Origin of the sequence: Streptomyces sp. NPDC050548 (assembly GCF_044457385.1) — a bacterium.
Taxonomy (GTDB): domain Bacteria; phylum Actinomycetota; class Actinomycetes; order Streptomycetales; family Streptomycetaceae; genus Streptomyces.
In genome coordinates this window covers 1-23301 of sequence record NZ_JBITGV010000020.1, presented here as the reverse complement: position 1 = coordinate 23301, position 23301 = coordinate 1, and the positions used below count along the sequence as shown (strand labels likewise).

Annotated in this window: 18 protein-coding genes and 2 pseudogenes; 8 read left to right on the top strand and 12 right to left on the bottom strand. The window is 71.6% G+C overall.

Annotated features, from left to right (window positions below):
• Positions 1-480: 480 nt before the first annotated feature.
• From ACIBJH_RS39480 to ACIBJH_RS39465, 4 genes are read right to left on the bottom strand one after another with little or no spacing between them, the layout of a single operon-like run.
• Positions 481-639, bottom strand: a complete 159-nt coding sequence (locus tag ACIBJH_RS39480; protein WP_200716683.1) for a DUF6760 family protein — start codon at positions 637-639, stop codon at positions 481-483.
• Positions 636-1115, bottom strand: coding sequence for a hypothetical protein (locus ACIBJH_RS39475; protein WP_399121759.1), 480 nt, complete (start codon positions 1113-1115; stop codon positions 636-638). The genes ACIBJH_RS39480 and ACIBJH_RS39475 overlap by 4 nt, the downstream gene beginning before the upstream one ends.
• Positions 1115-1558 (bottom strand): phage tail protein, encoded by a 444-nt coding sequence (locus tag ACIBJH_RS39470; protein ID WP_019063375.1) that lies wholly within the window; start codon positions 1556-1558, stop codon positions 1115-1117. Before ACIBJH_RS39470 ends, ACIBJH_RS39475 begins: the two co-directional genes overlap by 1 nt.
• A 57-nt stretch (positions 1559-1615) precedes the next feature.
• Entirely contained in the window at positions 1616-3199 is a 1584-nt protein-coding gene (locus ACIBJH_RS39465) for a phage tail sheath family protein (protein ID WP_399121758.1), read from the bottom strand.
• A 281-nt stretch (positions 3200-3480) separates the two neighbouring features.
• Between ACIBJH_RS39465 and ACIBJH_RS39460 the strand changes: the two genes are divergently transcribed.
• Positions 3481-4902: a hydrolase gene (locus ACIBJH_RS39460; protein ID WP_399121757.1), complete on the top strand. Its 1422-nt coding sequence runs from the start codon at positions 3481-3483 to the stop codon at positions 4900-4902.
• A gap of 16 nt (positions 4903-4918) precedes the next feature.
• On the opposite strand, the gene ACIBJH_RS39455 is transcribed toward ACIBJH_RS39460, so the two are convergent.
• The 3 genes from ACIBJH_RS39455 to ACIBJH_RS39445 all read right to left on the bottom strand — a co-directional run bounded on the left by ACIBJH_RS39455 (position 4919) and on the right by ACIBJH_RS39445 (position 8457).
• On the bottom strand, positions 4919-6931 hold the full coding sequence (locus ACIBJH_RS39455) for an ATP-binding protein (RefSeq protein WP_399121756.1): 2013 nt from the start codon (positions 6929-6931) through the stop codon (positions 4919-4921).
• Positions 6928-7611, bottom strand: coding sequence for a DUF4255 domain-containing protein (locus ACIBJH_RS39450; RefSeq protein WP_399121755.1), 684 nt, complete (start codon positions 7609-7611; stop codon positions 6928-6930). Before ACIBJH_RS39450 ends, ACIBJH_RS39455 begins: the two co-directional genes overlap by 4 nt.
• A gap of 177 nt (positions 7612-7788) precedes the next feature.
• Positions 7789-8457, bottom strand: coding sequence for a LuxR C-terminal-related transcriptional regulator (locus ACIBJH_RS39445; protein ID WP_399121754.1), 669 nt, complete (start codon positions 8455-8457; stop codon positions 7789-7791).
• Between the two features lie 200 nt (positions 8458-8657).
• On the opposite strand from ACIBJH_RS39445, the gene ACIBJH_RS39440 reads away from it, so the two are divergent.
• Positions 8658-11432, top strand: a complete 2775-nt coding sequence (locus ACIBJH_RS39440; RefSeq protein ID WP_399121863.1) for an AAA family ATPase — start codon at positions 8658-8660, stop codon at positions 11430-11432.
• An 8-nt stretch (positions 11433-11440) separates the two neighbouring features.
• On the opposite strand, the gene ACIBJH_RS39435 is transcribed toward ACIBJH_RS39440, so the two are convergent.
• The gene (locus ACIBJH_RS39435; protein WP_399121753.1) at positions 11441-12700 is read right to left on the bottom strand and encodes an alpha/beta hydrolase; all 1260 of its coding nucleotides are present in this window, start codon (positions 12698-12700) and stop codon (positions 11441-11443) included.
• A gap of 240 nt (positions 12701-12940) precedes the next feature.
• Between ACIBJH_RS39435 and ACIBJH_RS39430 the strand changes: the two genes are divergently transcribed.
• Positions 12941-15019 carry an ATP-binding protein gene (locus ACIBJH_RS39430; RefSeq protein WP_399121752.1) on the top strand — a complete coding sequence of 693 codons (2079 nt, stop codon included), beginning with the start codon at positions 12941-12943 and terminating at the stop codon, positions 15017-15019.
• Positions 15020-15101: 82 nt separating this feature from the next.
• On the opposite strand, the gene ACIBJH_RS39425 is transcribed toward ACIBJH_RS39430, so the two are convergent.
• On the bottom strand, positions 15102-15656 hold the full coding sequence (locus ACIBJH_RS39425) for a DUF3455 domain-containing protein (protein ID WP_399121751.1): 555 nt from the start codon (positions 15654-15656) through the stop codon (positions 15102-15104).
• A gap of 313 nt (positions 15657-15969) precedes the next feature.
• On the opposite strand from ACIBJH_RS39425, the gene ACIBJH_RS39420 reads away from it, so the two are divergent.
• Complete coding sequence (locus tag ACIBJH_RS39420; protein ID WP_399121750.1) at positions 15970-16971, top strand: thaumatin family protein; 1002 nt, start codon at positions 15970-15972, stop codon at positions 16969-16971.
• Between the two features lie 21 nt (positions 16972-16992).
• On the opposite strand, the gene ACIBJH_RS39415 is transcribed toward ACIBJH_RS39420, so the two are convergent.
• Positions 16993-18849, bottom strand: a complete 1857-nt coding sequence (locus ACIBJH_RS39415) for a sigma-70 family RNA polymerase sigma factor (protein WP_399121749.1) — start codon at positions 18847-18849, stop codon at positions 16993-16995.
• 273 nt (positions 18850-19122) lie between these two features.
• Between ACIBJH_RS39415 and ACIBJH_RS39410 the strand changes: the two genes are divergently transcribed.
• The gene (locus ACIBJH_RS39410; RefSeq protein WP_399121748.1) at positions 19123-20082 is read left to right on the top strand and encodes a thaumatin family protein; all 960 of its coding nucleotides are present in this window, start codon (positions 19123-19125) and stop codon (positions 20080-20082) included.
• 82 nt (positions 20083-20164) lie between these two features.
• On the top strand, positions 20165-20812 hold the full coding sequence (locus tag ACIBJH_RS39405; protein ID WP_399121747.1) for a hypothetical protein: 648 nt from the start codon (positions 20165-20167) through the stop codon (positions 20810-20812).
• Here ACIBJH_RS39405 and ACIBJH_RS39400 read toward each other — a convergent pair.
• Both ACIBJH_RS39400 and ACIBJH_RS39395 read right to left on the bottom strand, forming a co-directional pair.
• Positions 20809-21456 (bottom strand): hypothetical protein, encoded by a 648-nt coding sequence (locus ACIBJH_RS39400; protein ID WP_399121746.1) that lies wholly within the window; start codon positions 21454-21456, stop codon positions 20809-20811. The genes ACIBJH_RS39405 and ACIBJH_RS39400 overlap by 4 nt on opposite strands.
• Before the next feature lie 67 nt (positions 21457-21523).
• Positions 21524-22045: a sigma factor-like helix-turn-helix DNA-binding protein gene (locus tag ACIBJH_RS39395; protein ID WP_399121745.1), complete on the bottom strand. Its 522-nt coding sequence runs from the start codon at positions 22043-22045 to the stop codon at positions 21524-21526.
• Here ACIBJH_RS39395 and ACIBJH_RS39390 point away from each other — a divergent pair.
• Both ACIBJH_RS39390 and ACIBJH_RS39385 read left to right on the top strand, forming a co-directional pair.
• Positions 22031-22102: pseudogene (locus tag ACIBJH_RS39390) on the top strand (alpha/beta hydrolase); the annotation flags it as partial. The gene ACIBJH_RS39395 and the pseudogene ACIBJH_RS39390 overlap by 15 nt on opposite strands.
• 405 nt (positions 22103-22507) lie before the next feature.
• Positions 22508-23301 (top strand): annotated as a pseudogene (locus ACIBJH_RS39385) (LuxR family transcriptional regulator); the annotation flags it as partial.

Genomic DNA, 23301 nt, shown 5'->3' with positions numbered 1-23301 from the left:
CGGCCGTACGCCAAAGGAACCGCCCCGCGTGAGAGGCCCGGACACCCGCGGTCCCGCAAGGGCATCCGCACTCGTACCGGCCCGCAACGGAACCGCCGGCACCGCTGCGGCACGACCGGCCAACGGCAACTCCCCCGCAGGCCGCCCCAGACTCGGCACCGCCCGCGCCGTAGCCGCCGCCGTGGGCGCGGACCCCGCGATCGAGGCGCTGCGCTCCGCGTCCAGTACCGCGCGGAACCCCGTGCCGGTGAAGGACGGGTTCTGCCACGTGGGCAGTCGCGCGCCGAACCCGGCGTCGGCCACCCCGGTACCGCCCTCAGCCGAGGCCCGCTGGATCGGCGCCAGCCCCGGCCAGGCGGCCACCCTTACAGCAGGTCCCGTAGGTCCCGTAGGACCCGTAGGACCTACGGAGCCAGAGTCGGAGTCCGCCCCTCCGGCCCGCCGCCCCCGCGACCGCAACCGGTCCAAGAACCCCACCGCTCAGCCCTCCGCCCCGGCTCGCGTCACCAGGGACGCGATCTCGCCGGTGTAGCGGCGGCGGTCGTGGTGTTCGAGGTCCAGGATGTCCTCCAGGCTCCAGTGGAAGTGGTAGGCGACGTACGCGATCTCCTCGTGCAGCCGGTCGGTCGCGTACGTCACGATTCCCCCAGGCGGCTCCCGCCGAGCTCCACCTCGAAGGGTTCCGCGCAGTGCGGGCACTGAACTGCCGCGCGGGTGTGGCCCTCCGCGTTGATCTGGCGGTAGAAGTCCTGGAGGAAGGCGAGGTCGGAGGCGAACATGTTCTCCACGATCCCGTCGTGGACCATGGGGACCGACCCCAGCCGGGTGATCACCCGGCCGAGCAGCACCACGGACAGGTACGCCGGGTTCTCCTGCACCCGGACGTCCCGCAGGGGCACCAACTCGTCGCGTGCGGTGGCCAGTCGCATCACACCGTCCTGGTGGACCGTGCCGGACTCGTCGACGTAGCCGCGCGGCAGCTGGAAGGGGAACTCGGTCCGCAGCGTCTGCCGTACGGCCGGAGCCGGGGGCTGTACCGGGCCCGCTCCCACCTCGGCCGGAGACTCCGCACCCGGCATCGCCGCAGCCGGCGCCCCCGCCCCCGAACGCCGCATTATTCGATGACCAGTTCTTCGAACACGATGGTCACGGACTCGGTGAGAGCCGCGGCCTCGCCCGCCTTCACCGTGCTCGCGTCGATCTTGCTGCACCAGGCGTTGCGCAGGTGGTAGCGCTTCACGGGGTTGTTCTGGAAGTCCATCATGATGATCGACGCGTTCTTGCGGGCAGTGGTCATCTGGCCGGAGATCGACTCGTTGATCCACTGCGTGAACGAGGCCGACTGGGTCATGCCCCGGATCACGGTGCAGGTGCCGTTCTTCTTCACGCCCGGCAGGTTCTTCACCACGTTCTGGCCGTTGGGGGTGTTCTGCTGGTAAGTGATGACGTCCTGCTCGATGCTGAGGCCGCTGACCTCGGCGAGGTACTCGACCATCACGCCGTCGATCTGCAGGCCGAAATTGTGTGAGGTGAGGGCGTCACCCGGCTGGAGACTCATGAATGCGCTGTCCTTATGGCGTTACGGCGGCTGGCTGTTTGCTGACGGGGGGCTCGCCTACTCCTCCAACTCCCCGCTTCCGCTGGAGAATTGAGCCAGCCGGAAGATCACGAACTCGGCCGGCTTCACCGGTGCGATGCCGATCTCGCAGACGACCCGGCCGACGTCGACCGACTCCGGCGGGTTGGTCTCCTCGTCGCACTTGACGTAGTACGCCTCTTCCGGCCGCTGCCCGAACAGGGCGCCGCTGCGCCACTCGTTGACCAGGAAGGCCGAGATGTTGCGCCGGATGCGCGCCCACAGGGCGTGGTCGTTCGGCTCGAACACCACCCACTGGGTGCCGATCAGGATCGACTCCTCCAGGTAGTTGAAGTACCGGCGGATGTTGAGGTAGCGCCAGGCCGGGTCGGAGGACATGGTGCGGGCGCCCCAGACGCGGATGCCGCGGCCGGGGAACGCGCGGATGCAGTTGACGCCGATGGGGTTGAGCAGGTCCTGCTCGCCTCGGGTGATCTGCGTCTCCAAGTCCACCGCGCCGCGTACGACTTCGTTGGCGGGCGCCTTGTGCACTCCGCGCTCGGAGTCGTTGCGGGCCCAGATGCCGGCGATGTGGCCGCTGGGCGGGATCAGCCGGGACTGCCCGCTGGACGGGTCGAAGGTCTTGATCCACGGGTAGTACAGGGCCGCGTACTTGGAGTCGTAGCCGGCGGTCTCCTGGCGCCAGACGCGGATCTGACGGGCGTTCAGGCTCGGCGGCGGGTCGATGACGGCGACGCGGTCGCCCATCAGCTCGCAGTGGGCGATCAGGCCCAACTGGACGGCCTTGACGGCCTCCAGGTCGATCGCGCCGCGCTGGTAGGCGGCCATCAGGTCGGGGACCGCGACCATGGAGATCTCGTCCACGGCTTCCAGGCCGCCGAAGCCGGTGCGGTCGGCGGAGTCACCGAGGTAGGTGGCGGGGCCGGGGTGTGACGGTACGTCACCTGCCGTGCCAGGTACGGCCGGTGCGGCGGCGGGCGCCCTCAGCGCGACCGTCTGGTTGTCCGGGCGGGCCAGCTGCGCGGCGGGCGCGGCCTCGGTCACGGCGATGAGCTTGGACCGTTCCTTGACCTGGGTGACGACGTAGTTGCGGCCACCCTTCTTGGCGGTCACGTCGAAGTTCTCGACGTCCCGGCCGGCGTCCTTGACGATCAGCCGGAACCGTTCGGCGGGTCCCTCGCCCTCGGCGTCGGCCACCTCGACGGTCAGGTCGCCGGGTGCCACGGCGGTCACCGCGAAGGTGCCGAGCTGGGCCGGTTCGCCGGGCGGCAGCGCGGCCGGGGCGGCCGAACCGGCAACGGCGGAGGGGGACTTGATCTCCGCCGAGGCGCCCTCCGCGGTGCCGCCGACGCGGACGACGTAGGCGGCCGAACCGCCGTTGTTGAAGAAGCCGTAGACGGAGTGGGCGAGGAAGTACCCGTCGGTGAACTCACCGAAGGCAGCCACGTACTGCGTCCAGTTGGTCACCAGGGTCGGCTCGTTCAGCGGACCGGTCGGGGCCAGACCCACGAAGGCCGCCACCGAGGTACCCACTCCCTCGATGGGGCGCGAGCCGCTGGCCACCTCCTCGACGTAGACGCCGGGCGACAGGTAGGACGGCATGCTCTGCTCTCCTCGGGGTACGAGATAAGACGCTCTTAAGCCTCACGCGCGTCCCCCGGCCGCCGAAACGTCCTCGGGTGCCTGTCTCGGGGCAACTTCCGTGCCCTCAGGGGCAGTCCGGGCAACTGCCGCGACCTGCCCCGCGGTGCCCTTCCGGTCCGTCGAGGCGGAAGTCCTCGCCGCTGAGGCGGCAACCGCGTTTACGACGGCGCCCCTTTGGGCAACGCCCCTTGCCCCGGCGGCTCCTGACGTTCGCTCACCATCCGTCGTAGCGTCGGCACATGAGTCTGTGGACCTCCCTGGAGCCCGCGTCCGCGACCGTCGATCCCGGTGGCAGTACCCGAGTGCGGCTACGGCTGCGCAACACCGGCGACGTCGTGGACGAGTACCGCTTCGAGCCGGTCGGGGGCATCGCGCCCTGGACCACCGTGGAGCCGCAGACACTGCGGCTCTACCCGGGTACGACGGGCACGGTCGACCTGACGTTCGCGCCGCCCCGCACCCCGGACGCGACGGCCGGCCCCAACCCCTACGCGGTCCGCATCACGCCGACCGAGCACCCGGAGGCGGTCACCGTCCCCGAGGGCAATCTGACGATCACCCCGTTCACGGAGGTGCGGGCGGAGCTGGTGCCGCCGACCGTCAAGGGACGCTTCCGGGGCCGTCCCCGGCTGGCCGTGGACAACCTCGGCAACACCAAGCTGACGGCGTCGATCAGCGGCAGCGACAACGGCGACCAGCTGTCGTACGACATCCATCCGGGCAATGTGCAGATCGAGCCCGGCCGGGCGGCGTTCGTCAAGGCGTCCCTGAAGCCCCGGAAGATCATCTGGTTCGGGCCGAAGGAGCAGCGGCCGTACACGCTGAACGTGCTGCGGTCCGGTGCCAACCCCCTTCCCGTGGAGGGGACTTACCTCCAGCGTGGGTTCCTGCCGCGCTGGCTGGCGACCTTCCTCGGGGCCGTCCTCGCGCTCGCGCTGACCTTCCTGATGCTGTGGATCGCGTACAAGCCGCAGGTGAAGACGACCGCCACCGAGCAGCTGAAGGACGCGGGTGTCAGCACCCTCGCGCCCGCTCCCTCCCCGACCGCGAGCGTGCCGGCGCCGCCCGCCGCGACGGCCGCGGCTGCCCCGCCGGTCGCCGTGACCTCGACCGCCGCGGCGGCGGGCGGGGGCGGCGGGGGCGGATCCACGGCGTCCGCCAAGCCCAAGCCGAAACCGGCGACGGCGGCGACCGCGGTGAAGAAGCTGGCCGCGAAGGACTCCGGCCGGCACATCTGCTATCGCGCGTTCATCGCGGGCGACGGCTGGACGGACGCGGTCTGCGACGGGGCCGCGACCGGCACGGTCGACGACGCCAAGCAGATCACGGCACTGAACATCGCGGTGTCCGGCTCCCTCGGCTCGGGCGCCAACGCCTTCATCCACAACCCGGCCTCGACCGACGGCAACGGCATGTGGATGCCGAAGTGGACGGCGATCATCGCCGACAACGCGGACAACTACATCGGCAGTTCGAAGGACGGCGCTCCGTACATGACGGGCTTCGCCCTCAACATCGGCAGCGGCCAGGTCTGCGAGACGGCCCGCAACACCGGTTGGGACTGGGGCGGTCAGGGATGTGCGGACGCGCGCCCCAAGTACATCTTCGGCGGCACGCTCGACAACTCCCGCTGGCTGGTGGCCGTCAAGTTCACGGTGTAGCGGGGCTGTTGGGCGGCTACCAGGTGCCCTCGCCGGGCACCAGCCGCCCCGCCTTGCGGTACTCGCGGCGGGCCCCCTCCAGGAGGTCCGCCGCGCCGACCGAGTCCCCGCGTCCGGCGGCGAGGTAGGCAGCGGTGACGACCGCGCTGCGGATGGAGCCGCCCGCCAGCTCGAACTCCTTCGCCAGCGGGGCCAGTTCGGGGTCCGGTGCGCTCGGCACATGGGTCAGGCCGTGCCGCCACAGGGCGAGCCGCTGCGCCGGGTCGGGGAACGGGAAGTCGACGACCAGGTCGAGCCGCCGGGTGAACGCCTCGTCGATGTTGGCGCGCAGGTTGGTGGTGAGCAGCGCGATCCCGTCGAAGGACTCCAGGCGTTGGAGCAGATAGGCGCTCTCCATGTTGGCGTAGCGGTCGTGCGAGTCCTTGACCTCGGACCGCTTGCCGAAGACCGCGTCGGCCTCGTCGAAGAGGAGCACGGCGTCGGTGCGGTCGGCCTCGGTGAAGATCCGTTCGAGGTTCTTCTCGGTCTCGCCGATGTACTTGTCGACGACCGACGACAGCTGAACCACGTAGAGATCCAGGCCGAGTTCGGCCGCGACGACCTCCGCCGACAGCGTCTTTCCGGTCCCGGACTCCCCCGCGAACAGCCCGAGCACGCCCCGCCCCCGGCCGCCGCCCGCACTGAGCCGCCAGTCGCCGAGCACGCGGTCGCGGTGGCGGGCGCGCAGGGCGAGTTCGTGGAGCTGGGTGAGTGACCGCTCGGGCAGAACCAAGTCCCGCCAGTCGACCGCGGGTTGGATGCGGCGGGCGTGCTGTTCGAGCCCCGACGCCGACTGCTGGCGTGCGGCGAGCCGCAGATGGGCGGCGGTCAGCGGGGTGCCGTCGAACGCGGCGAGCCCCCGGGCCGCACGGGCGGCGCGTGCGATGCGGTCGGCGCCGAGATGGTACGGCGCGACGGTGGCCCGTACGTCGAAGCCGCTGTCCTCTCCGACTGCCTCCGTCCAGGCCCGCACCGCCGCCGCGCGCTGCCGGGGCGCCTCCAGGATCAGCGGGTCGCTCTCGCACCACAGCGGGTCGTACGGGCGGACCCCGGCGAACACCACAGCGACATCGGTGGCAGCCGCCAACGCCCTTACCAGCGAGCCGGGTTGGTCGGGCAGCCCGCTCACCACGACCGTACGGCCGCCCAGCCGTGCCTCGCGCAGCAGCTCCGGCACGCGCTCGACCGGACCGGAGAAGCGGACGGCGGGCACTCCCGCCGCGTCCAGCGCGGCCGACACGCACACGAGTCCGTCGCCCTCGTGACGCTCCCTCAGATACACGGAGAGCGGCGGTCCGCCGGCGAGCAGCACGGTCAGTCGGTCCACGAAGTGGGTGAACTCGCCGTCCCCGTCCGGGTGTTGGCCGTCGTACGGCGTTCTCGGCGTCGGCAGTGGGTGGAGGTGGCCGGCGAGAGCAGCGTCCGGGGTGTCGTCGCCGAGCAGGTGGGCCACGACGCGGTCCGGTACCCGCAACGAGCGGCTGAGGAAGGGGCGTTCGGGTTCCTCCACGGTGAGCAGGCCGAGGGCGGAGAGCGGGGCCGTGGGGTGGAAGCGGGCCCGTCCCTCCGCCTCGTGGGCGGGGATGCCGCACAGGTCGAGAGCCAGTCCCACGGTGGCCCGGCGGCGGCCGACGTCGTCGTTGAGGTAGCCGTAGAGGGGCTCGAAGGTGCGGTCCAGGTCGGGGGCGAGGGCGATGAGGAGGAGGGCGGTGTCGAGGCCGGTGAGACGCAGGGCGGCCAGGCGGTCGGGCGCCGACTCCCGTACGGGCGGCGCCGGTTCGGGTGATCGCAGGAGCAGGTACTCCACGGCCTCCCCGGAGAGATAGAGGCCGCGCAGCGGGTCGGTGGCCGTGGGGTCGGTCGCGGAGCGCTCCGCGACCAGCAGGGCGACACGCTCGCGGAGGCGGCCGAGCCGGGCGAGGAGCGCGTCGGCCTCCGGCTCGGTGGCGGGAGTCACGCCGAGGGACACACCCAGTTCCCCGACCGTCACGTCCCCGTCCCCGACGTCCTCCTGCGCCGTGCCACCTCTCGGGCCTCCCGTGCCGCCGCCACCTGGCGCGGGCGGTGGGCCCGTTCCTCCGGTCCCGGTGACATGCCGTCGAGGCCGTGGACGCGGACCGCGGCGCCCTCGGTGACCGGTGGGCCCGCGTCGTACTCGGGGTAGGCCGGGAAGGGCGCGGTGACGACGAGGTCGAGGGAGGGCTTGAGTTCGCCGCCGAGGGCGGACCAGATCTCCGCGAGGGACCGTGACTCGGTCTGGATGCCGGCCACCGAGATCGGCACCGACAGGCCCAAGTCGCGGAGGGATCCCGGAAGTTCGGTGGGGGCGAGCAGTTCGCGCGGGATCAGGGTGGCCAACACGGCGGACAGCAGCCGGTGTTCGTCCTGCGGTCGTTTCGTCCACGCGGTCACCAGGTACGACAGCCGGAACCAGCGCGGCGGCTGGCGGCGTCTGACGACCACGTCCCGCTCGTCGCGCACGGCGACATGCCCGCGCTGGCGCCGGTGCACGTCCTCCCGGATGTCGTACAAGTAGGTGTTGATGGTGGGGGTGTTGCGCCGGGCCGCCCAGTCGCGGGTCGGGGCGTCGAAGGAGACCTCGATGCCCGAACCGGCGAGTGCGCCGCCGCCGATCAGGTCCCCCAGGACCTCGTCCACCTCGTGGATCACCGCCGTGCTCCCGCCCTGCCGTGCTGTCGTGCCCCGCCGTACGCGTCGGCGCCCGATACGCCCCTGTCGGCCGTACTCCGATCGTGCCGTGCCAACCGGCCGTGCCCGCAAGCACGTTGGGGACACAGGGAGGGCACGACAGGTTGCCCGCGTGTCCGGCTTCGAGTGCCCGTTCGGTCAGATGTAGCCTTCGCGGAGGGCATGGGCCACGGCGTGTGCCCGATTGCGCAGATGGAGGCGGGTGGTGAGCCCGTGCATCACGTTTTTGACGGTGCGTTCGGAATAGGAGAGCTTGCTGGCGATCTCTCCGGTGTCGAGTCCCTCGGCGACCAGCCGCAGGACGTCCACCTCGCGCGGTACGAGCCCCGCCGTCTGGACTCCGGACCGACCCGCCGCGCTGCGGTGCAGCGTCCCGACCTGTTCGACGAGTCTGCCGATCAGATCGGCCGGCAGGTCGCCGTCGCCGCGGGCCGCCGCGATCACGGCCTGCACCAGGCGCTGCGCGGTCGCCTCCTGGCGCCAGACGATGGCGCCGACCCCGCACTCGATCACATCGAGCAACTCCGCCTCGCGCAGGGCTCCTACGACGAGTACAGCGCGCCCGCCCTCGCTGCGTACGAGTCTGCGCAGCTTGGTCAGCGCGGATTCGTCGAGGGTGTCGGCGATGAACAGGGCCACCCTGCCGGGGCCCGTGTCGTTCTCCTCACGGAGGTCGATCTCCGGGTATCTGCGCAGCTGGCTGAGGGCTCCCTCGCGCGAGATCGGGTCCGGGGCGTGGACCGCCACGGGTATCCGGTCGCCGGAGTCGGCAGTACCGGGATGTGCGGTCCGCGATGAGTTGAGCAACGTTCTCCCTCGAATCCACATACGTGCCACCCCGGTTGTGCTGGTGGCGGCCGTGTACTCCTCACCCTCGTGGGGCGGGTGGGACGCGCGCAATCGTGGAGCACCACGAGCAGCACCACGAGATCGGACGGACGAGGGACCACTACGGATACGAGGAGGCCGCGATGACGGGGACCACACCTGACGCCGGAGAGTCCGTGATGCCCTGCGAACACCGGGACGCCGCACGGCTGTTGGCGGCGGAGGCCGCGCAGGCCCGGGCCGGTTCGGGGCGTCTCGTGCTGTTGCGCGGGGCCACCGGGACTGGCCGTACCACCGTGCTGGAGGCCGCCGTCGAGGACGCGGCGGCGCACGGCATGCGGGTGCTGCGGGCCCGCTGTTCGCCCCGCGACCAGGCCGTCCCGTACGCCGCCGTCCAGCAACTCCTCGGCCCGGTACCGGAGTTCGCGGATCTCGCGGTCGGCGGGGACGAGCGGGCGAGCGCCGCCCGGCTGGGGCGGGTACTGCGCTCGTACGCCGACCGGGCGCCGCTGCTGATCGCCGTGGACGACGTCCATCTGGCCGATGCCGCCTCGCACCGATGGCTGGTGGAGTCGGCGCGGCACGTGGACCGATTAAGGATCCTGCTGGTGGTCACCGAGCGCAGCCAGTACGACATCGAGCCGGCCGAGCCGGGGCTGACCCACACGCTGTCGCCCGCGCTGGTGCGCACCCTCACCCTGGCCCCGCTGACCGCCGAGTCGGCGGCCGGGCTGGTCCGTTCGGTGCGTGCCGACGCTCCCGGGCCCTGGGTGGACGACTGTGTCCGGGCCGGCGCCGGCAACCCCCTGTTGCTGCGCGCCCTGCTCGACGACCTCGGCGCGGGCCGGAGTCCGAAGGTGCCGGAGACGGCCGCCGCGCTGTACCCGGGGGCGTATCCGGCGGCCGTGTCCTGGTGGCTGGAGTGCGCGGGCCCGGCCACCGGCGAGGTCGCGCGGATCCTCGCCGCGCTGGACGAGGGCTGGGCCGGGGACGCGCCCACAGCGCTGCCCGCCGATCGCACCGCGCCCGCTCCCGTCGACGAACTGGCCGCGCTGATCGCCGAGTTGGCGGGTGCCGACCCGGCGCGGGTGGCCGGCTGGCTGACCGCGATGACCGGGCTCGGGGTGTTGCGCCCGGACCCCGACGGGCGCCCGCGCTACGCGCATCCACTCCTGCGCGACGCGGTGCTGACCGGCGTGCCCGCGGTCAGGCGGCGGGCCGCGCACGCGGCGGCGGCCGAGACGATGCAGCGCCACGGCGGCTCCCCCGACACGGTCGCCCGGCAGCTGCTGCTCGCCGACCCGGTGGGCGCGCCCTGGACGTCGGCCGTGCTCCAGGAGGCGGCCTCGCTCGCGCTGCGGGACGGGCGCGCGGACGACGCCGTCGCCTTTCTGCGCCGGGTGTTGGAGGAGCCGTTGCCGGACGGTCGCAGACAGCGGCTGCTGACCGAGCTGGGCTCTCTGGAGTACACGCGGACCTCCTCGGCCGGCATCCCCCGGCTGAGCGAGGCGCTACGGCTGTCGGGGGCGCCGCAGGACACGATGCGCGCGGCCGTCGCTCTCGGCACGGCGCTGGCCGGCCGGGGCAGGACCGTGGCCGCCGTGGGCGTACTGCGCACGGCCGAGGACGAGTTGACGGACCGTCCGCTACTGGTGCGCACCCTCCAGACCGCTTCGGTGCTGCTGGCCGAGCAGGACCAGTCGGTGCGGCAGGACGTGTACCGGTGGCTCCGTGGTGCCGCGGAGGACTCACCGGAGCTGGTCGGCACGGCCGGTCAGGCGCTGGTCGTACGGCATGCGGCGACGGCGGGTCTGATCTCGGCGGCGGAGGCGATGCGGCGGCTGCGCGGTCTGCTGGCCCAGCCCGCCGACCCGCTGACCGAGCCGTTCCTGCTCGGCACGGCCGCCGCCGTGGCCCAGTGGGCCGACGAACTCCCGGAGGCGGAGCGGCTGGTGGAGCGCGGGCTGGTCGGGCAGCGTCCCGACCTGCTGCATCCGATGCACGACGCGCTGACCAACGTACGGGCCGACATCCTGTCCGCCCGGGGCGAGCACGGGCGGCTGCTGACGGAGGCGTGGGCGCGGAACTGGGCGCGCGGCACGCCGTCGAACGGGCACGCCCACATCCTGCTGGCGCTGCTGGCGACCGGACAGGAGTCGCGGGCGCTGCGGCTCGCGGACGGCTTCGACCTGCGATCGGCGCCCGACTCCTGGGAGTTGAACCGTTTCCTGTACGCGCGGGGTGTGCTGCGCGCGGCGGGCGGGGATCCGGCGGGCGCGCTGCACGACTTCCTGGAGTGCGGGCGCCGGCAGTCGGCCCGTGAGGTGGTCAGCCCGGTCGTCACGCCGTGGCGTTCGGCCGCCGCCGAGTGCCGGCTCGTCTTCGGCCGCTCCCGGGAGGCGATCGCTCTGGCGGAGGAGGAGCTGCGGCTGGCCCGGGTGTGGAACACGCCCCGCACGGTGGGCCGTTCGCTGCGGGTGCTGGCCGCGGCGACGGGTGGGCGGCGGGGTGTGGAGCTGGCCCAGGAGGCCGTGGGGCTGTTGCGGGAGGCGCCGGAGGGGACGGAGACCGAGTTGGTGCCGGCGCTGATCGCGCAGGGCCGGGCGCTGACCGCGGTCGGGGACCGGAGGCGGGCCCGCGGGTGTCTGCGGGAGGCCGCGGAGCGCGCCGAGCGGCTGGGCGCGACCCGGCTACGGGCCCTGGCGGAGCGGGCGTTGGGCGAGAGCGGCGCGCGGCGCAGGGTCCCGGCCCGTACCGGTTCGGGGTCGCTCACCGACAGCGAGCGCCGGGTCGCCGAGCTGGCCGCCGACGGCCGCACCAACACCGAGATCGCCGGTCTGCTGCACCTGGCCCGCCGGACGGTGGAGACCCATCTCACCAGTTCCTACCGGAAGTTGGGCATCCAGCGCCGGGGCCAGCTGCCCCGGACGCTGGGCCGGGGCCAACGCCCCTGAGGCGGGCGCTACTTGCGAGTGCGGGCGGTCGGGGTGGGCTCGGTGCCCTCCGCGCGTACGGTGCTGTGGCCCTTCTTCGGGGCGACGTGGCGGGGCACGACGTCCTGGGGGAAGGTGAGTTGCTGGTTCATCCACTTCAGGGTAGCGGGCATCTCCCGTACCCAGGTGGGGAAGTTGTGGCTGCCGGACTCGGGCAGGATGGACACGACCCGCATGGGCGCCTTGACGGCCTTGATGAAGGCGAGGGTCTGCGGATAGCCCCGCTCTCCGTGCTTGCTCTCGGCGACCAGGACGGAGATCTGAGGTGCGGGCAGGTGCTTCAGCCGCCACATCAGGTCGTGTCCGTTGACCCGGTTGACACGGCCCAGTCCGCTGCCGAAGAGGTTCCCGGTGGTGGGGTCGTCCTTGATCCTGTAGTCGGGCGAGAGCCCTGCGGCCGTCGTGTACACGTGCGGGTTGCGCATCGCCAGCTGCAGGGCGCAGGTGCCGCCGGAGGAGTAGCCCATGACGCCCCAGGCGCTGGCGTCGTGGCCGACCCGGTAGACGGACTTCAGGGCCTGCGGGAGGTCCTTGGCGAGGAAGGTCTCGGTCTGCGGTCCGCCGGGGACGTTCACGCACTCGGTGTCGCGCGGCGGGGCGATGGTGGGCCGGATCATCACCATGATGGTCGGCTGCATCTGGCCGTTCTTCTGCAGCTCACCGGCGGTCTGCGAGACCCGCAGGTACTGGGCGAGGTTGAAGATGCTGCCCGGGTAGCCGCTCAGCGCGACGACAACGGGGAAGCGCTGCCTGGCGTACGCCTTCTGGAAGTACTGCGGGGGCAGGTAGACGAAGGCCGGGTCGACGACGCCGGTGCGGCGGCCGATGACCTTGACGGACTCCACCTTGCCGTTGACCGCGGGATTGCCGGTGGGCAGTCCGCTGACCCGGTTCAGCTGCTCGTCGGAGGCGGGCTGCACCAGCGCGCCCTTGACGGAGACGCCGGTCGCGCCGCCGTTGTGGTCGGCCGCCTGGGTCACGCCGACGGGCGTGGTGTCGGTGTTGCCGAACAGCTCGTCCCAGGATCCGAAGAACTGGTACGAGGAGTTCAGCCAGCACGCGAATGCGGCGATGATCGTGACCTGTGTCACTCCGATGGCCGTCAGCCGCCCGAGCACCTGCCGGACGCCGGTCTTGGCGAGCCGCGGCCACAGCCAGACAAGCAGCGCCACGCAGACGACGGCGACGGCCGCCATCACATAAACGGTAGTCTCGCTGGTCAAACCCATGCCACTCAGTCCCCGGTTCCTTGCCTGTGCTCGTTCCTTCACACAGAAGGAGGGCTACGAACCCCTTCGCGTTCCTCAACGAGCGCGAATAGGACAAAGAAGCGGGTCTCTTACCGTTTCCATGGACGCCCCACCCTCTCCGGTAAGACCTACGTAAGGTCCGGCCATGTCCCGTGGTCCGGTCCGACCCGGTAGGTTTCGCAGCGGCCCGAAGAGGTCGGCTCCGGGGAAAGGAACGCCATGGCGCAGGAGGACTCCGCCGTGCTGGCCGACAGACTGGCGTCCGCCCGGTTGCAGTACTTCGTCGGCAGGGAGCGCGAACTGGCTCTCTTCCGCCGCGCGGCGGCCGGAGAGCCGGGCGCCCCGACGGTCGTCGTGCTGCACGGACCCGGCGGCATCGGCAAGAGCGCCCTGCTCCAGCGGTTCGCCGCGGAGGCACGCGCCATGGGCCGGCCGGTCGTGAGCGTCGACGCCCGTACGATCGACCGCTCCCCGTCGGCCTTCGAGTCGGCGACCGCCGAGGTCTTCGTCCAGGACGACGCTGTCCTGCTGGTCGACGACTTCGAGCGCTACCGGGACATGGAGGAGTGGATACGCGACCGCTTCCTCCCCCGGTTACCTGCCGGTGCCCTGGTCGTCGTCGCGGGACGGCTCGCCCCCGACCCGCTCTGGAAGGCGGACCTCGGGTGGAGCGAGGTGCTCCAGGTAGTGCCGCTACGGGAGTTGGGGCCGGCGGACTCGGCGGCCCTGCTCACCTCTCAGGGGGTCGACCCGTCCTCGCACGCGGCGCTGCTCCGGTTCGCCGCGGGCCATCCGCTCGCCCTGCGGCTGGCCGCGGAGGCGGCGGCGCACGACAACACGTCGACGGACGAGGTCTTCTGGGCGCCGCTGCGCACGGTCGTCGACCGGCTGCTGACGCATCTGGTCGGCAGGCCGCCGTCGTCCGCGCACCGGCGGGCTCTGGAGGTGTGCGGCCATGTCGCCGACACCACCGAGGAGTTGCTGCGGGTGGCGCTCCCCGACGAGGACGCCACCGAACTCTTCGCCTGGCTGCGGCAGTTGTCGTTCATGAAGTCGGGTCCCTTCGGGGTGTGCCCGTACGACGTGGTCCGGGACGCCCTCGACAGTGACTTCCGCTGGCGCGATCCGGAGCGCTACAAGGCCATGCACCGCAGGGTGCGCCGTCATCTGGTGGAGCGCGTCCGCGAGGCGCCGGAGAAGGAAGCCCTGCGGGCCGCCCGCGAGTTCAACCACATCGTCTCCAGGGCCCAGTGGCTGCGCGAGTTCCAGGGCGGCCGGGACGAAGCGGCCGTCCATGAGCAACCGTTGCGGCCGGAGGACGCCCCGGTGCTGATCGAGCTGACCCGGAGGGTCGAGGGCGAGCACAACGCCCGTGTCGTCGCCCACTGGTTGGCGCGGCAGCCCGAGGCGTTCCACGTCCACCGCAGCTGCGACACGGACCGACTGCTGGGATTCATGGCCTGGTTGAGGATCGACGAACTCGACGACGAGACCCGGGCGGCCGACCCCGTGACGGCCGAGGCCTGGGACCTGGTGTCGGCGATGACTCCCCCGCGCCAGGGTGAACACCTCGGTGTGGCCCGGTTCATGGTGCACGAGGAGAACCATCACCGGCCCTCGCGGTCGTGGGACCTGGTGCGGATGCGGATCGTCTTCGAGCTGCTGCGCGCCAAGCACTGTGCCTGGTCCTGCTTCGTCAGTGCCGAACCGAAGTTCTGGGCGCCGCTGATGACCTACATGGGCATGTTCCAGCCGCCCCGCCAGACCGTCCGCGCGGATCGCGGGTACGGCCTGTTCTGCCACGACTGGCGGGCGGCGCGGGTGGAGGAGTGGGCCGAGGGGATCGACGCCCGACTGCTCGGCGGGGCACCGGCGGTGGCTGCCGGAGAGCCCAAGTCCCGTCTGACATCGCTGAGTCGGGAGGAGTCGGACGCCGCGGTCCGCGAGGCGCTGCGCGGCTGGCTCGACCCGGGCGGGCTCGCCGACAACCCGCTGCTGCGCAGCCGGCTGGTGGAGGACCTCAGCGAGGGCGACCCGGTGACCGCGCTGCGCGACCTGATCTGCAAGGCCGTACAGCGGCTGAACGCCCATCCCCGGACCCGGCATCTGTACGAGGTGCTGACGGCGACGTACCACTCGACGTCGACGCAGGAGGCCGTGGCGCGGAAGCTGAACCTGGCGTTCAGCACGTATCGCAGACATCTGGCCCGCGCGCTGGACGAGGTGCGCGAGACGGTGTGGGACTGGGAGGTACACGGCCGGATCAGGGCCGAACAGGAGCCGCCGCAAGGGAGTTGAGGGGCTTACCGCCCAGCGGCAGGGGCAGTGGCCCCCGGTCGCCCGGAGGGCCACTGCCCCTGCCCTCGTATCAACTGCCTTGTTACTCGGCGGGCTTGTAGAACGCGTACGTGGCCGTGTACTGGACGCTGACCTGGTCCGTGCCCGTGCAGGCACCGGCCGGGGCGACACCGCCGTCGGTGCCCAGGCGCTGGATGTAGGAGACGCCGCCGAAGACGCCCGTGCCGCGCGTGGCGGTGGCCTTCAGCAGCAGCTCCGGAATGGTGCCGGTCTTGGGCGAGTTGGCGACCGCGGAGCCGTTGACGGCGCTGCCGTCGACGGTGGACACCCACACCGGGCCACGGGAGTGGAGGGCGACGGAGCGGTGTGTGCGGTCGTTCTTGGCCCACAGGGTGGCGGCGGGCTCCAGCAGGGTCCAGGCGCCGTTGGTGCAGGTGTAGGTCTGGACGCCGGCGGCGGAGAAGACGCCGGTGAGCTTGTTGCCGTCGGGGACCTTCAGCGCGTCGGGCACGGTGACACCGAGGCGGAGGGGCGGCTTCGGGGTGGCGGCCTGGCCGACGGTCGCGCTCGCGAGCGTGGCGCCGGCTACGGCGGTGAGGGCCGCGGTGGTGAGGACGAGACGTTTGGCGATCTTCATCGGTGTGTCTCCAGAGCACTTTCTGAACATGGTCGCGATTCCTGCGACAAGGTCGCGGGTATCCGGACTTCCGGGCCGATCAGATGATCTTCGGCCCCGCTGACGCAATGTACGGCCGATCAATCGCGACCGGGTTGCCAACTTCTGATCGACTTGTGGCCAGTACTGCTCACTCACGGCGCGCTCGTCCGAAACAGGTATTGCCGTCCCGTTTTCGGTTGTCCGGCACGACGGCCGCCGGTCTCCTCTACGGAAGCTCCGCCGGCCGCGTCACCGCACGGCGGAGACGTGGCACGGACAGGAGTGTTGAGAGATGCCTCGTAGACAGGCCGCCATGATCGCCGCCGCGGTCCTCACCTGCCTCGCGGTGGTGACCGGAGTACTGCTGGCCCGCGCGCAGACCGGGTCGTCGTCGGACGGCCGTACCGTCGCGGACCCGTCGACCACGCACGCCACGGCGACCGCCAACTCCCCGTCGCTCCCCCGCACTTCGCCCACGACGACCTCGTCGGCGCGGACCACGTCCTCGCCCTCTCCCACTCCCCGCGCGCACAAGTCGCCTCACGTCAGCGCCTCGCCGTCCCGTACGACCGCCGGGCAGGCGAAGGCCGTCGGCAAGCGGACCGTCACCCTGGTCAACCGGCTCGACCGGACGATCTGGCCGGCGATCGCCGCGGACCCCAAACACCCTGTGGAGGCCACGGGTTGGGTGCTGAAGCCCGGGGCGAGCGTCAGCTTCGCCGTCCCCGACCACTGGGACGTCCGGGTGTGGGCGCGCACCGGCTGCTCCTTCGACGCGGCCGGCAACGGCCACTGCACGACCGGGGACTGCGGCCACTTCCAGTGCGGGTCTACCTGGGGTGAATTCCCTTCCACACTGGCCGAGTTCAACCTGAACGCCTGGAACGGCATGGACTTCTACGACGTCAGCCTGGTCGAGGGCAACAACCTGCCGATGTGGATCAACAGTTACGGCGGCTCGTCCAAGGACAGGATCGACGCGAACGGCTGCTCCGCCGCCGGGTGCACCCGGGACGCCAACGCGACCTGCCCCGCCGAGTTGCAGCGGATCAGGGGCGGTCGCGTCGTCGCGTGCCTCAGCGCCTGCCTGGTGTTCAAGACCGACAAGACCTGCTGCACGGGCGCCTACGCGGCGCGCCCCCAGTGCGTCCCCTCGTCGTGGCCGGTCGACTCGGCCGCCGTGTTCAAGAAGGCCGAGCCCTTCGCCTACTCCTACGTCAACGACGACGCGACCAGCGTCCTCACCTGCTCGGGAGAGTGCGGCTACCGCATCACCTGGGGAGTGAGCCCCTGACCGTGCGCGCGGCCGGGCCGGTCAGTCCGCGGACTGGAAGGCCCGGCCCGCCGCGGTCGTCGTCGTACCGTTCGTGAAGAGCCCGCTGCTCGGCTTCGACGGGTCCGCGCCCAGCCCGAACCACGCGTAGCGCTGCACGTAGGACAGTCCGTCGAGCGCCTTGGTGGACGCGGTGACGAAGTCCGCCTGCTGCTGCGCGGTCGGGAAGCGGGTGCCCTGGGAGAAGTCGATCAGCGCGTACTCGGTGAGCCAGATCGGCTTGTGGTAGCGCGCGTACACGGCGGCCAGGTAGGACTTCAGCTGCTGCACGGCCTGCGGGGTGCGGAAGTCGCCGCCGTACCAGTGCAGGGTGATGAAGTCGACGCGGTAGCCCTTCGCCTTGGCCCCGGACATAAAGCGGTCCAGCCAGCCGCCCGCCGTGTCCCCGCCGTAGGCGACCGCGGGGCTGCCCAGGATCTTGCCCGCCGCCATGAGCTTCGGCCACAGCTGCAGCGCCTGCTCGACCGTCATGTTCGACTGCTGCGCCATGTCCGGTTCGTTGAACCCCAGCAGATACGGGCCGTACGAACGGGCCTGGGCGAGCGAGGAGTCGGTGACGGACTTCGCGCCCCAGATCATGGGCACGAAGGAGCCCGAGGAGGGGGTCGTGATGCCGGAGTGCTGGGTGGACCAGGTGTAGTACCAGCTCGCCCCGCTGGCCGCGAGCGCCTGGCTGACCCCGCCGAACGACCAGACCCCGACGCCCTTCTTGGCGCCGGAGGCGATGTGCACGGGAGCGGCGGGGGTGTGCTTCGAGGGCGAGGGTTTCGGCTTGGCCTTCGGGGACGGACTGGGAGAGGCCGAGGGTGAGGGCGTGGGACTCGGCGTGACACTGACCACGGGAGTGGGAGACGGCGACGCCACCGCCGTCGTAGGGGAGGAACCGCCCGTCAGCCGGGGCGCGACCAGCGCGGCCACCACGGCGACGGCGACCGCCGCCGAACCGCCCACGAGCTGCTTGCCGCCGATACGGGCGGAGCGGCTCCCAAGTCGCCGGTGTGTTCCACCGTGCCCTGAGGGAGCGGGAGTTGGGGCGGCGTCCAGCAGCCGGGACACGTCGAAGTGGGCCGGTACGGCCAGCAGCGGCAGGCCGCTGAGCAGCCGGTCCATCGGGAGGAGGCCTTCGTCCAGTCCCCGGCAGACCCCGCAGTCGCGGATGTGCCGGGCAAATCGCTTGCGCCACAAGGCACTTGGCGCGCCGTCCCACGTCGAGGCCGTCTCGTCCAACTCCACGCAGCGCGGCGCGGCGACCAGCGCCCGCACCACAACTCGCGAGACCTCCATCTGCTTCTTCATGCGCTGCACGCGGACCGAGGCGTGCCGGTCGGACAGGCCCAACGCACCGGCGAGGTCGGCCCGTTCGAGTTCGCCGGTCTCCTCCAGCCACCACAGGGACAGCAGTTCCTGATCGTCCGGATCGAGCCAGCGGGTGGCCTCGACGACCTCACGGCGCTGCTCGGTCAGTCCCAGGCGCAGGATGGTCAGTCCGGCGAAGTCGAGGGCGGGGTCGGTGATCGCCTCCGCGTCCTCCAGATGCGCCCTGCGGTCGCGGTCCGTGGCCCGCGCCTGCTCACGGTCCCGCACCTGCCTGATCGTGATGGCCACCAGCCAGGACCGGAACGCGGAGGGATCCCGCAGCTTCGGCAGCCCCCGCACCATGCGCAACAGCGTCTCCTGTACGACGTCATCGACGTCGGCGTGACCGTTCAGGGCCCGGCCGACGATGTTGTAGACCAGCGGCAGGCACTGCGTCAGCAGGTGATCCAGGGCCTGCCGGTCCCCCGCGCACGCGGCCGTCACCACGCCCGCGTCGGGGCCACTCCTGGGCTTCTTGCGCATCTGGGTTCGTTCCTCCGCGTGTGGTCCGGCCGTGGCAACTCTCTGATTCGGAGACCGCCGACGCGCGCAGGGACTACAGAAAACAGGACAACAAAAGAAATCAGCCGGTCGCGTCCGAATTTATGTTGTCGAGCCGCCGCCGAAAAGGTCACCGATACGCAGGACCGCATCTGGACCGCATCCGAAGCGCATCAGGAAGGCCCGAGGACGATGGCACGAGGACGCAGAAGACACAGTGCGAGCCGACGGCGGGACGGCCGACGCTGGTGGTACGTGGCGGCGGCCGCCTTCGCGACGGCCGCCACCGTGCTGATCGCCTACAGCGTGTGGACGCCGTCCGGAACGGGCGGCACCCGCGCTACGGCCCACCAGGACGCGGCCGCGCGCCCGGCCGCGTCCCGCGGCGCCTCGCCCTCCCCCTCGGCGAGCGACAGCACCTCGGCCTCCCCGTCGCCTTCGGCCTCCCCCTCCCCCAAGGCCGGCGCGTCGAAGAAGGGCACGCCCGAGCCGACCGCCAAGGCGGACGCACCCGCGGCGAACCAGCCTTCGACCGCCCCCGCCGGCAAGCGCCTGATCACGGTCGTCAACCGCACCCCGAAGACGGTCTGGGCGATCGTCACCAACACCGCCGTCTATCCGAAGGGCCGCGAACTCGCCCCGGGCCAGAGCCTGTCGGTGACCGTGGCGAACAACTGGGGCGGCCGGATCTGGGGTCGGACAGGGTGTACTTCGACGGCCGCAGGGCACTGCGCGACCGGCGACTGCACCAGCGTCTGCGAGGGCGCCAACCCGCCCACCACACTGGGTGAGTTCACGTTCGACGCGTACGCGGGGATGGACTTCTACGACGTGAGCATGGTCGACGGTTCGAACCTGCCGATGTGGATCAACATCTCCCACACCACGACCGTCGACCCGGTCAGCTCCAGTGGCTGCTACAAGGGCGTCTGCACCTCGGACGTCAACTGCCCCACCGCGATGCGGGCGGTGTCGGGCGGGCAGGTCGTCGGCTGCAAGCCGCCCTGCGCGGCCTTCGGCGGAGCCACGTACTGCTGTCGCGGTGCCTGGGCGGGCCGCGAGAACTGCGTCCCGTCGAAGTGGCCGGTCGACTACACCCAGGTCTTCAAGAAGGCGGCCCCCTACGCCTATTCGTACGCCTTCGACGACGGGGCGACGATGCCGTGCAAGGGGGCCTGCTACTACCGGATCACCTTCGGGACGACCGGGTCGTAGGCCGGTGAACGTTTCGGGCCTCCGACCTCGTGTTCACGGCGGACACCACACGTTGGACAGCGGAAAAGGTGGAAGCTGACCGATGAACACCGCACAGCGCTTTCTGCTGGACATCCCGGACTCCTGGGAGCAGGTCGACCGAAGCGGGAAGGAACTGGCCAGGACTCGGGCTCAGGCCCTGGCCTCGACCGACGACCCCTTCGAGAAGGCCCGGATCGACGACATGTTCCGGCAGGGCCGGGAGGTGGCCATGTCGGCCCGCCGCCACGGGGCGCTGCTCGCCGCGGGCACGGCGACGATGTACACCGAGGGCCTCTTCATGGCGTACGGCATGGTCTTCGCCGTCGACACGCCCAAGGGCGAGGAACTCGCCCTCCCCGTGCTGTCCGCGCGGCTCGGTGTCTCCTCGGCGAACGGTGTGGCGCCCAAGGACCGGGTCGTCACCTCGGTGAAGGTGCCCCACGTCGGCACGGTGGTGCGCGTCACCGGAACCGAGGCGACCCGGCTGACCGGGGACGTCGACGTCAAGCTGCTGACGACGCACACGATGATGCCGGTGCCCGGCAGCACGGAGGACTTCCTAGTGGTGACCCTCGCCAGCCCCAACCTGCCGCTGAAACACGAGGTGTACGACCTCTTCGACGCCATCACGTGCACGTTCCGCTTCGTGACGGACGACGGTGTCCAGGTCTCTCCCGAGGAGAGCGAGGGCGTCGCCGCCAGCTTCTAGAGTTCCGCTTCCAGCAGCGGTACCTGGACCGGCCGCGGTATGCCGTCGCCGAGGTGGAGCAGGCCCCGGCCCGGCTGCGGGGAGAGCAGCATGCCGGTGCGGTTGCGCTTCACCCGGCCCATCCAGCCGTTCCGGTTCGGCGCCGGGGACTCCGCGTCGCCGACGGCGAGGACGCCCCAGCCGGTTCCGGAGCCGCCGCGGGCGAGCCGGGCGAGGTCGGAGTCGATCTCGGCGCCCATGAACAGTTCGGCGTCGTCCACGACGATCACGCCGTACTCCTCGGGCACACTGCCCAGGATCTGCCGGAACTCGTCGGCCGTCACCTCGGCGTCGGTGATGAGGGCGGCCACGCCGGGCCGTCCGCGCAGTCGGCGCAGCGGCGAGCGCCGGGGCGCGAGGACGACGAGGCCGGAGCCCGCGGCGAGCAGCGACTCCGCCGCGACGAGCAGGGCGGTGCTGCGTCCGGTGCGGGGCGGTCCGGCGATCACGAAGGCCGGTTCGTCCGTCAGGTCGGGGCCGAGCGGGGTGAGGACGTCACCGCCCACGGCGACCAGCGGGCGCATCGGCCCACCCTGGGTGTGCAGGGCGAGCGCTTCCTCGTACGAGACCGCCTTCTCCTCGGGTCTGGAGTGCCGACGTGCCATTGCGATCCCCCGGTGCGCTGCCCGTGACGTGTGGTCGGCAGGTACACGGGGTCTGTGTCGTGAAGGTTCAGGCGACTTCGCGTCGGATGTTCTCGCCGGCCTCGGAGCGCAGGATGTTGAGGGCGTAGTGCCGGCGGGACTTGACGGTGCCCGCGGGTATGCCGAGGACGCGCGCGGTCTCCTGGACGGTCCGGCCGCACAGATAGGTGTGCAGCAGGACCTCCCGGTGCTCGTGGGACAGCCGGCGCAGCAGGCCGGTCGCGACCACGGAGGCCAGTACGGCGCCGGTGTGGTCGGGCAGGGGCATGTCCTTGTCCTCGGCGCCGACGGTCTCGTGGCGGGCGACGGCGCTGCGCATCCGGTCGACGACGAGGTTGCGGGTCACGGTGAGGAGCCAGCCGCGTACCGATCCCTCGGTGCTGTAGAGGCGTTCCGGGCGGATCTTGCCCTCCTGCTGCAGCAGGAGCACCCGGCTGCGCACCCTTCTCATCACCGCCGCTGTCACCGCTTCGGCCGGCCTGTCCCTGATCCCGTTGGCCTCCGCCCATACCAGCCGCGCCGCCCCAAGCCCACGGTGGTACTGGTGCACGGCGCCTTCGCCGACGCTTCGAGCTGGAACGGCGTGGTCGTTCGCCTCCTCGGCCACGGCCGCCGCCTGGCACACGATCCCCTCCTGGACGCTGGTCGCCAGGCACGATGCAGTTGACGGGCCCCGGAGTGTGGGGCGACCCCAAGGACCCCGAGGAGGCCGGGGCTCATCCGCAAGGCCCTGCACCCGTACTCCGAGCACCTGGTGATCGCCACCAAGGGCGGGCTCTCCCGCTCGGGCCCGGACGACTGGCGCGCGCGCCGGCCGGTGGCCATCGGGAACCACGGGATGAAGCCCAGGGCCCGGACCACGAGAGCGCTCTACGGGTGGCACTGGGCTTCGGCCAGGGCGCGACACCCTCACGCATCCTCATCTCGACCGCGGCCCTGTCACTGCTCCTGCTCGCCGCCCGGGAACGGCCGCTGGTCGCCACTCGCCCGCTACCCGGAGCTGGCCGAGCACGTGCGGCGGCGCATCGTCTCCGAGTCCCAGGGCAACCCCCTCGCCCTCGTCGAACTGCCGGCGACGCTGGCCTCGGACCGGTACCCCACGGCGGACATGCTGCCCGCCGTGCTGCCACTGACCGAACGGCTCACCCGGATCTTCACCGCCCGGATCGCCGCGCTCGCGCCGGAGACCCGGGATCTGCTCCTGCTGCTCGCCCTGGACGGTTCGGGCCAGGCACTGTCCGCCGAGAGCGTGGTGGGGCCCGATGCCGCCGAGCACCTCGACATCGCCGAACGGGAGCGCATCGTCGTCGTCGACCGCCGCCACTCGGTCGTCTTCCGCCATCCACTGGTGCGCTCCGCCGTCGTGGAACTGGCCCGGCCCGAGCAACGGCGCAAGGCCCACCGGGCACTCGCCGGCTGTGGGCGCGCCGATCCGGGACGCCGCGCCTGGCACCTCGCCGATGCCTCCTTCGGCCCCGACGAGGAGGTGGCCACCCTCCTCCAGAACGAGGCGATCCAGGCACTCAAACGCGGCGACCCGTCCGCGGCGGTGGCGGCGATGACACGGTCGGCCGATCTGAGCCCGGATCCCGAGCACCGGTCGCAGCGCCTGGCCGGGGCCGCGTACTTCGCGGCCGAGGTGATGGGCGATCTCCGGTCGGTCTCCCAACTCCTCGCCGACGCGCGCCGATTGGACGCCGACGTCGGCTCGCTGGCGACCGCCTCGGCCGCTGCCTCGCTCATGCTGTACTCCGACGCGGACGTCGTCTCGGCCTTCCGGGTGCTCACCACCGCGCTGCGGGCCCC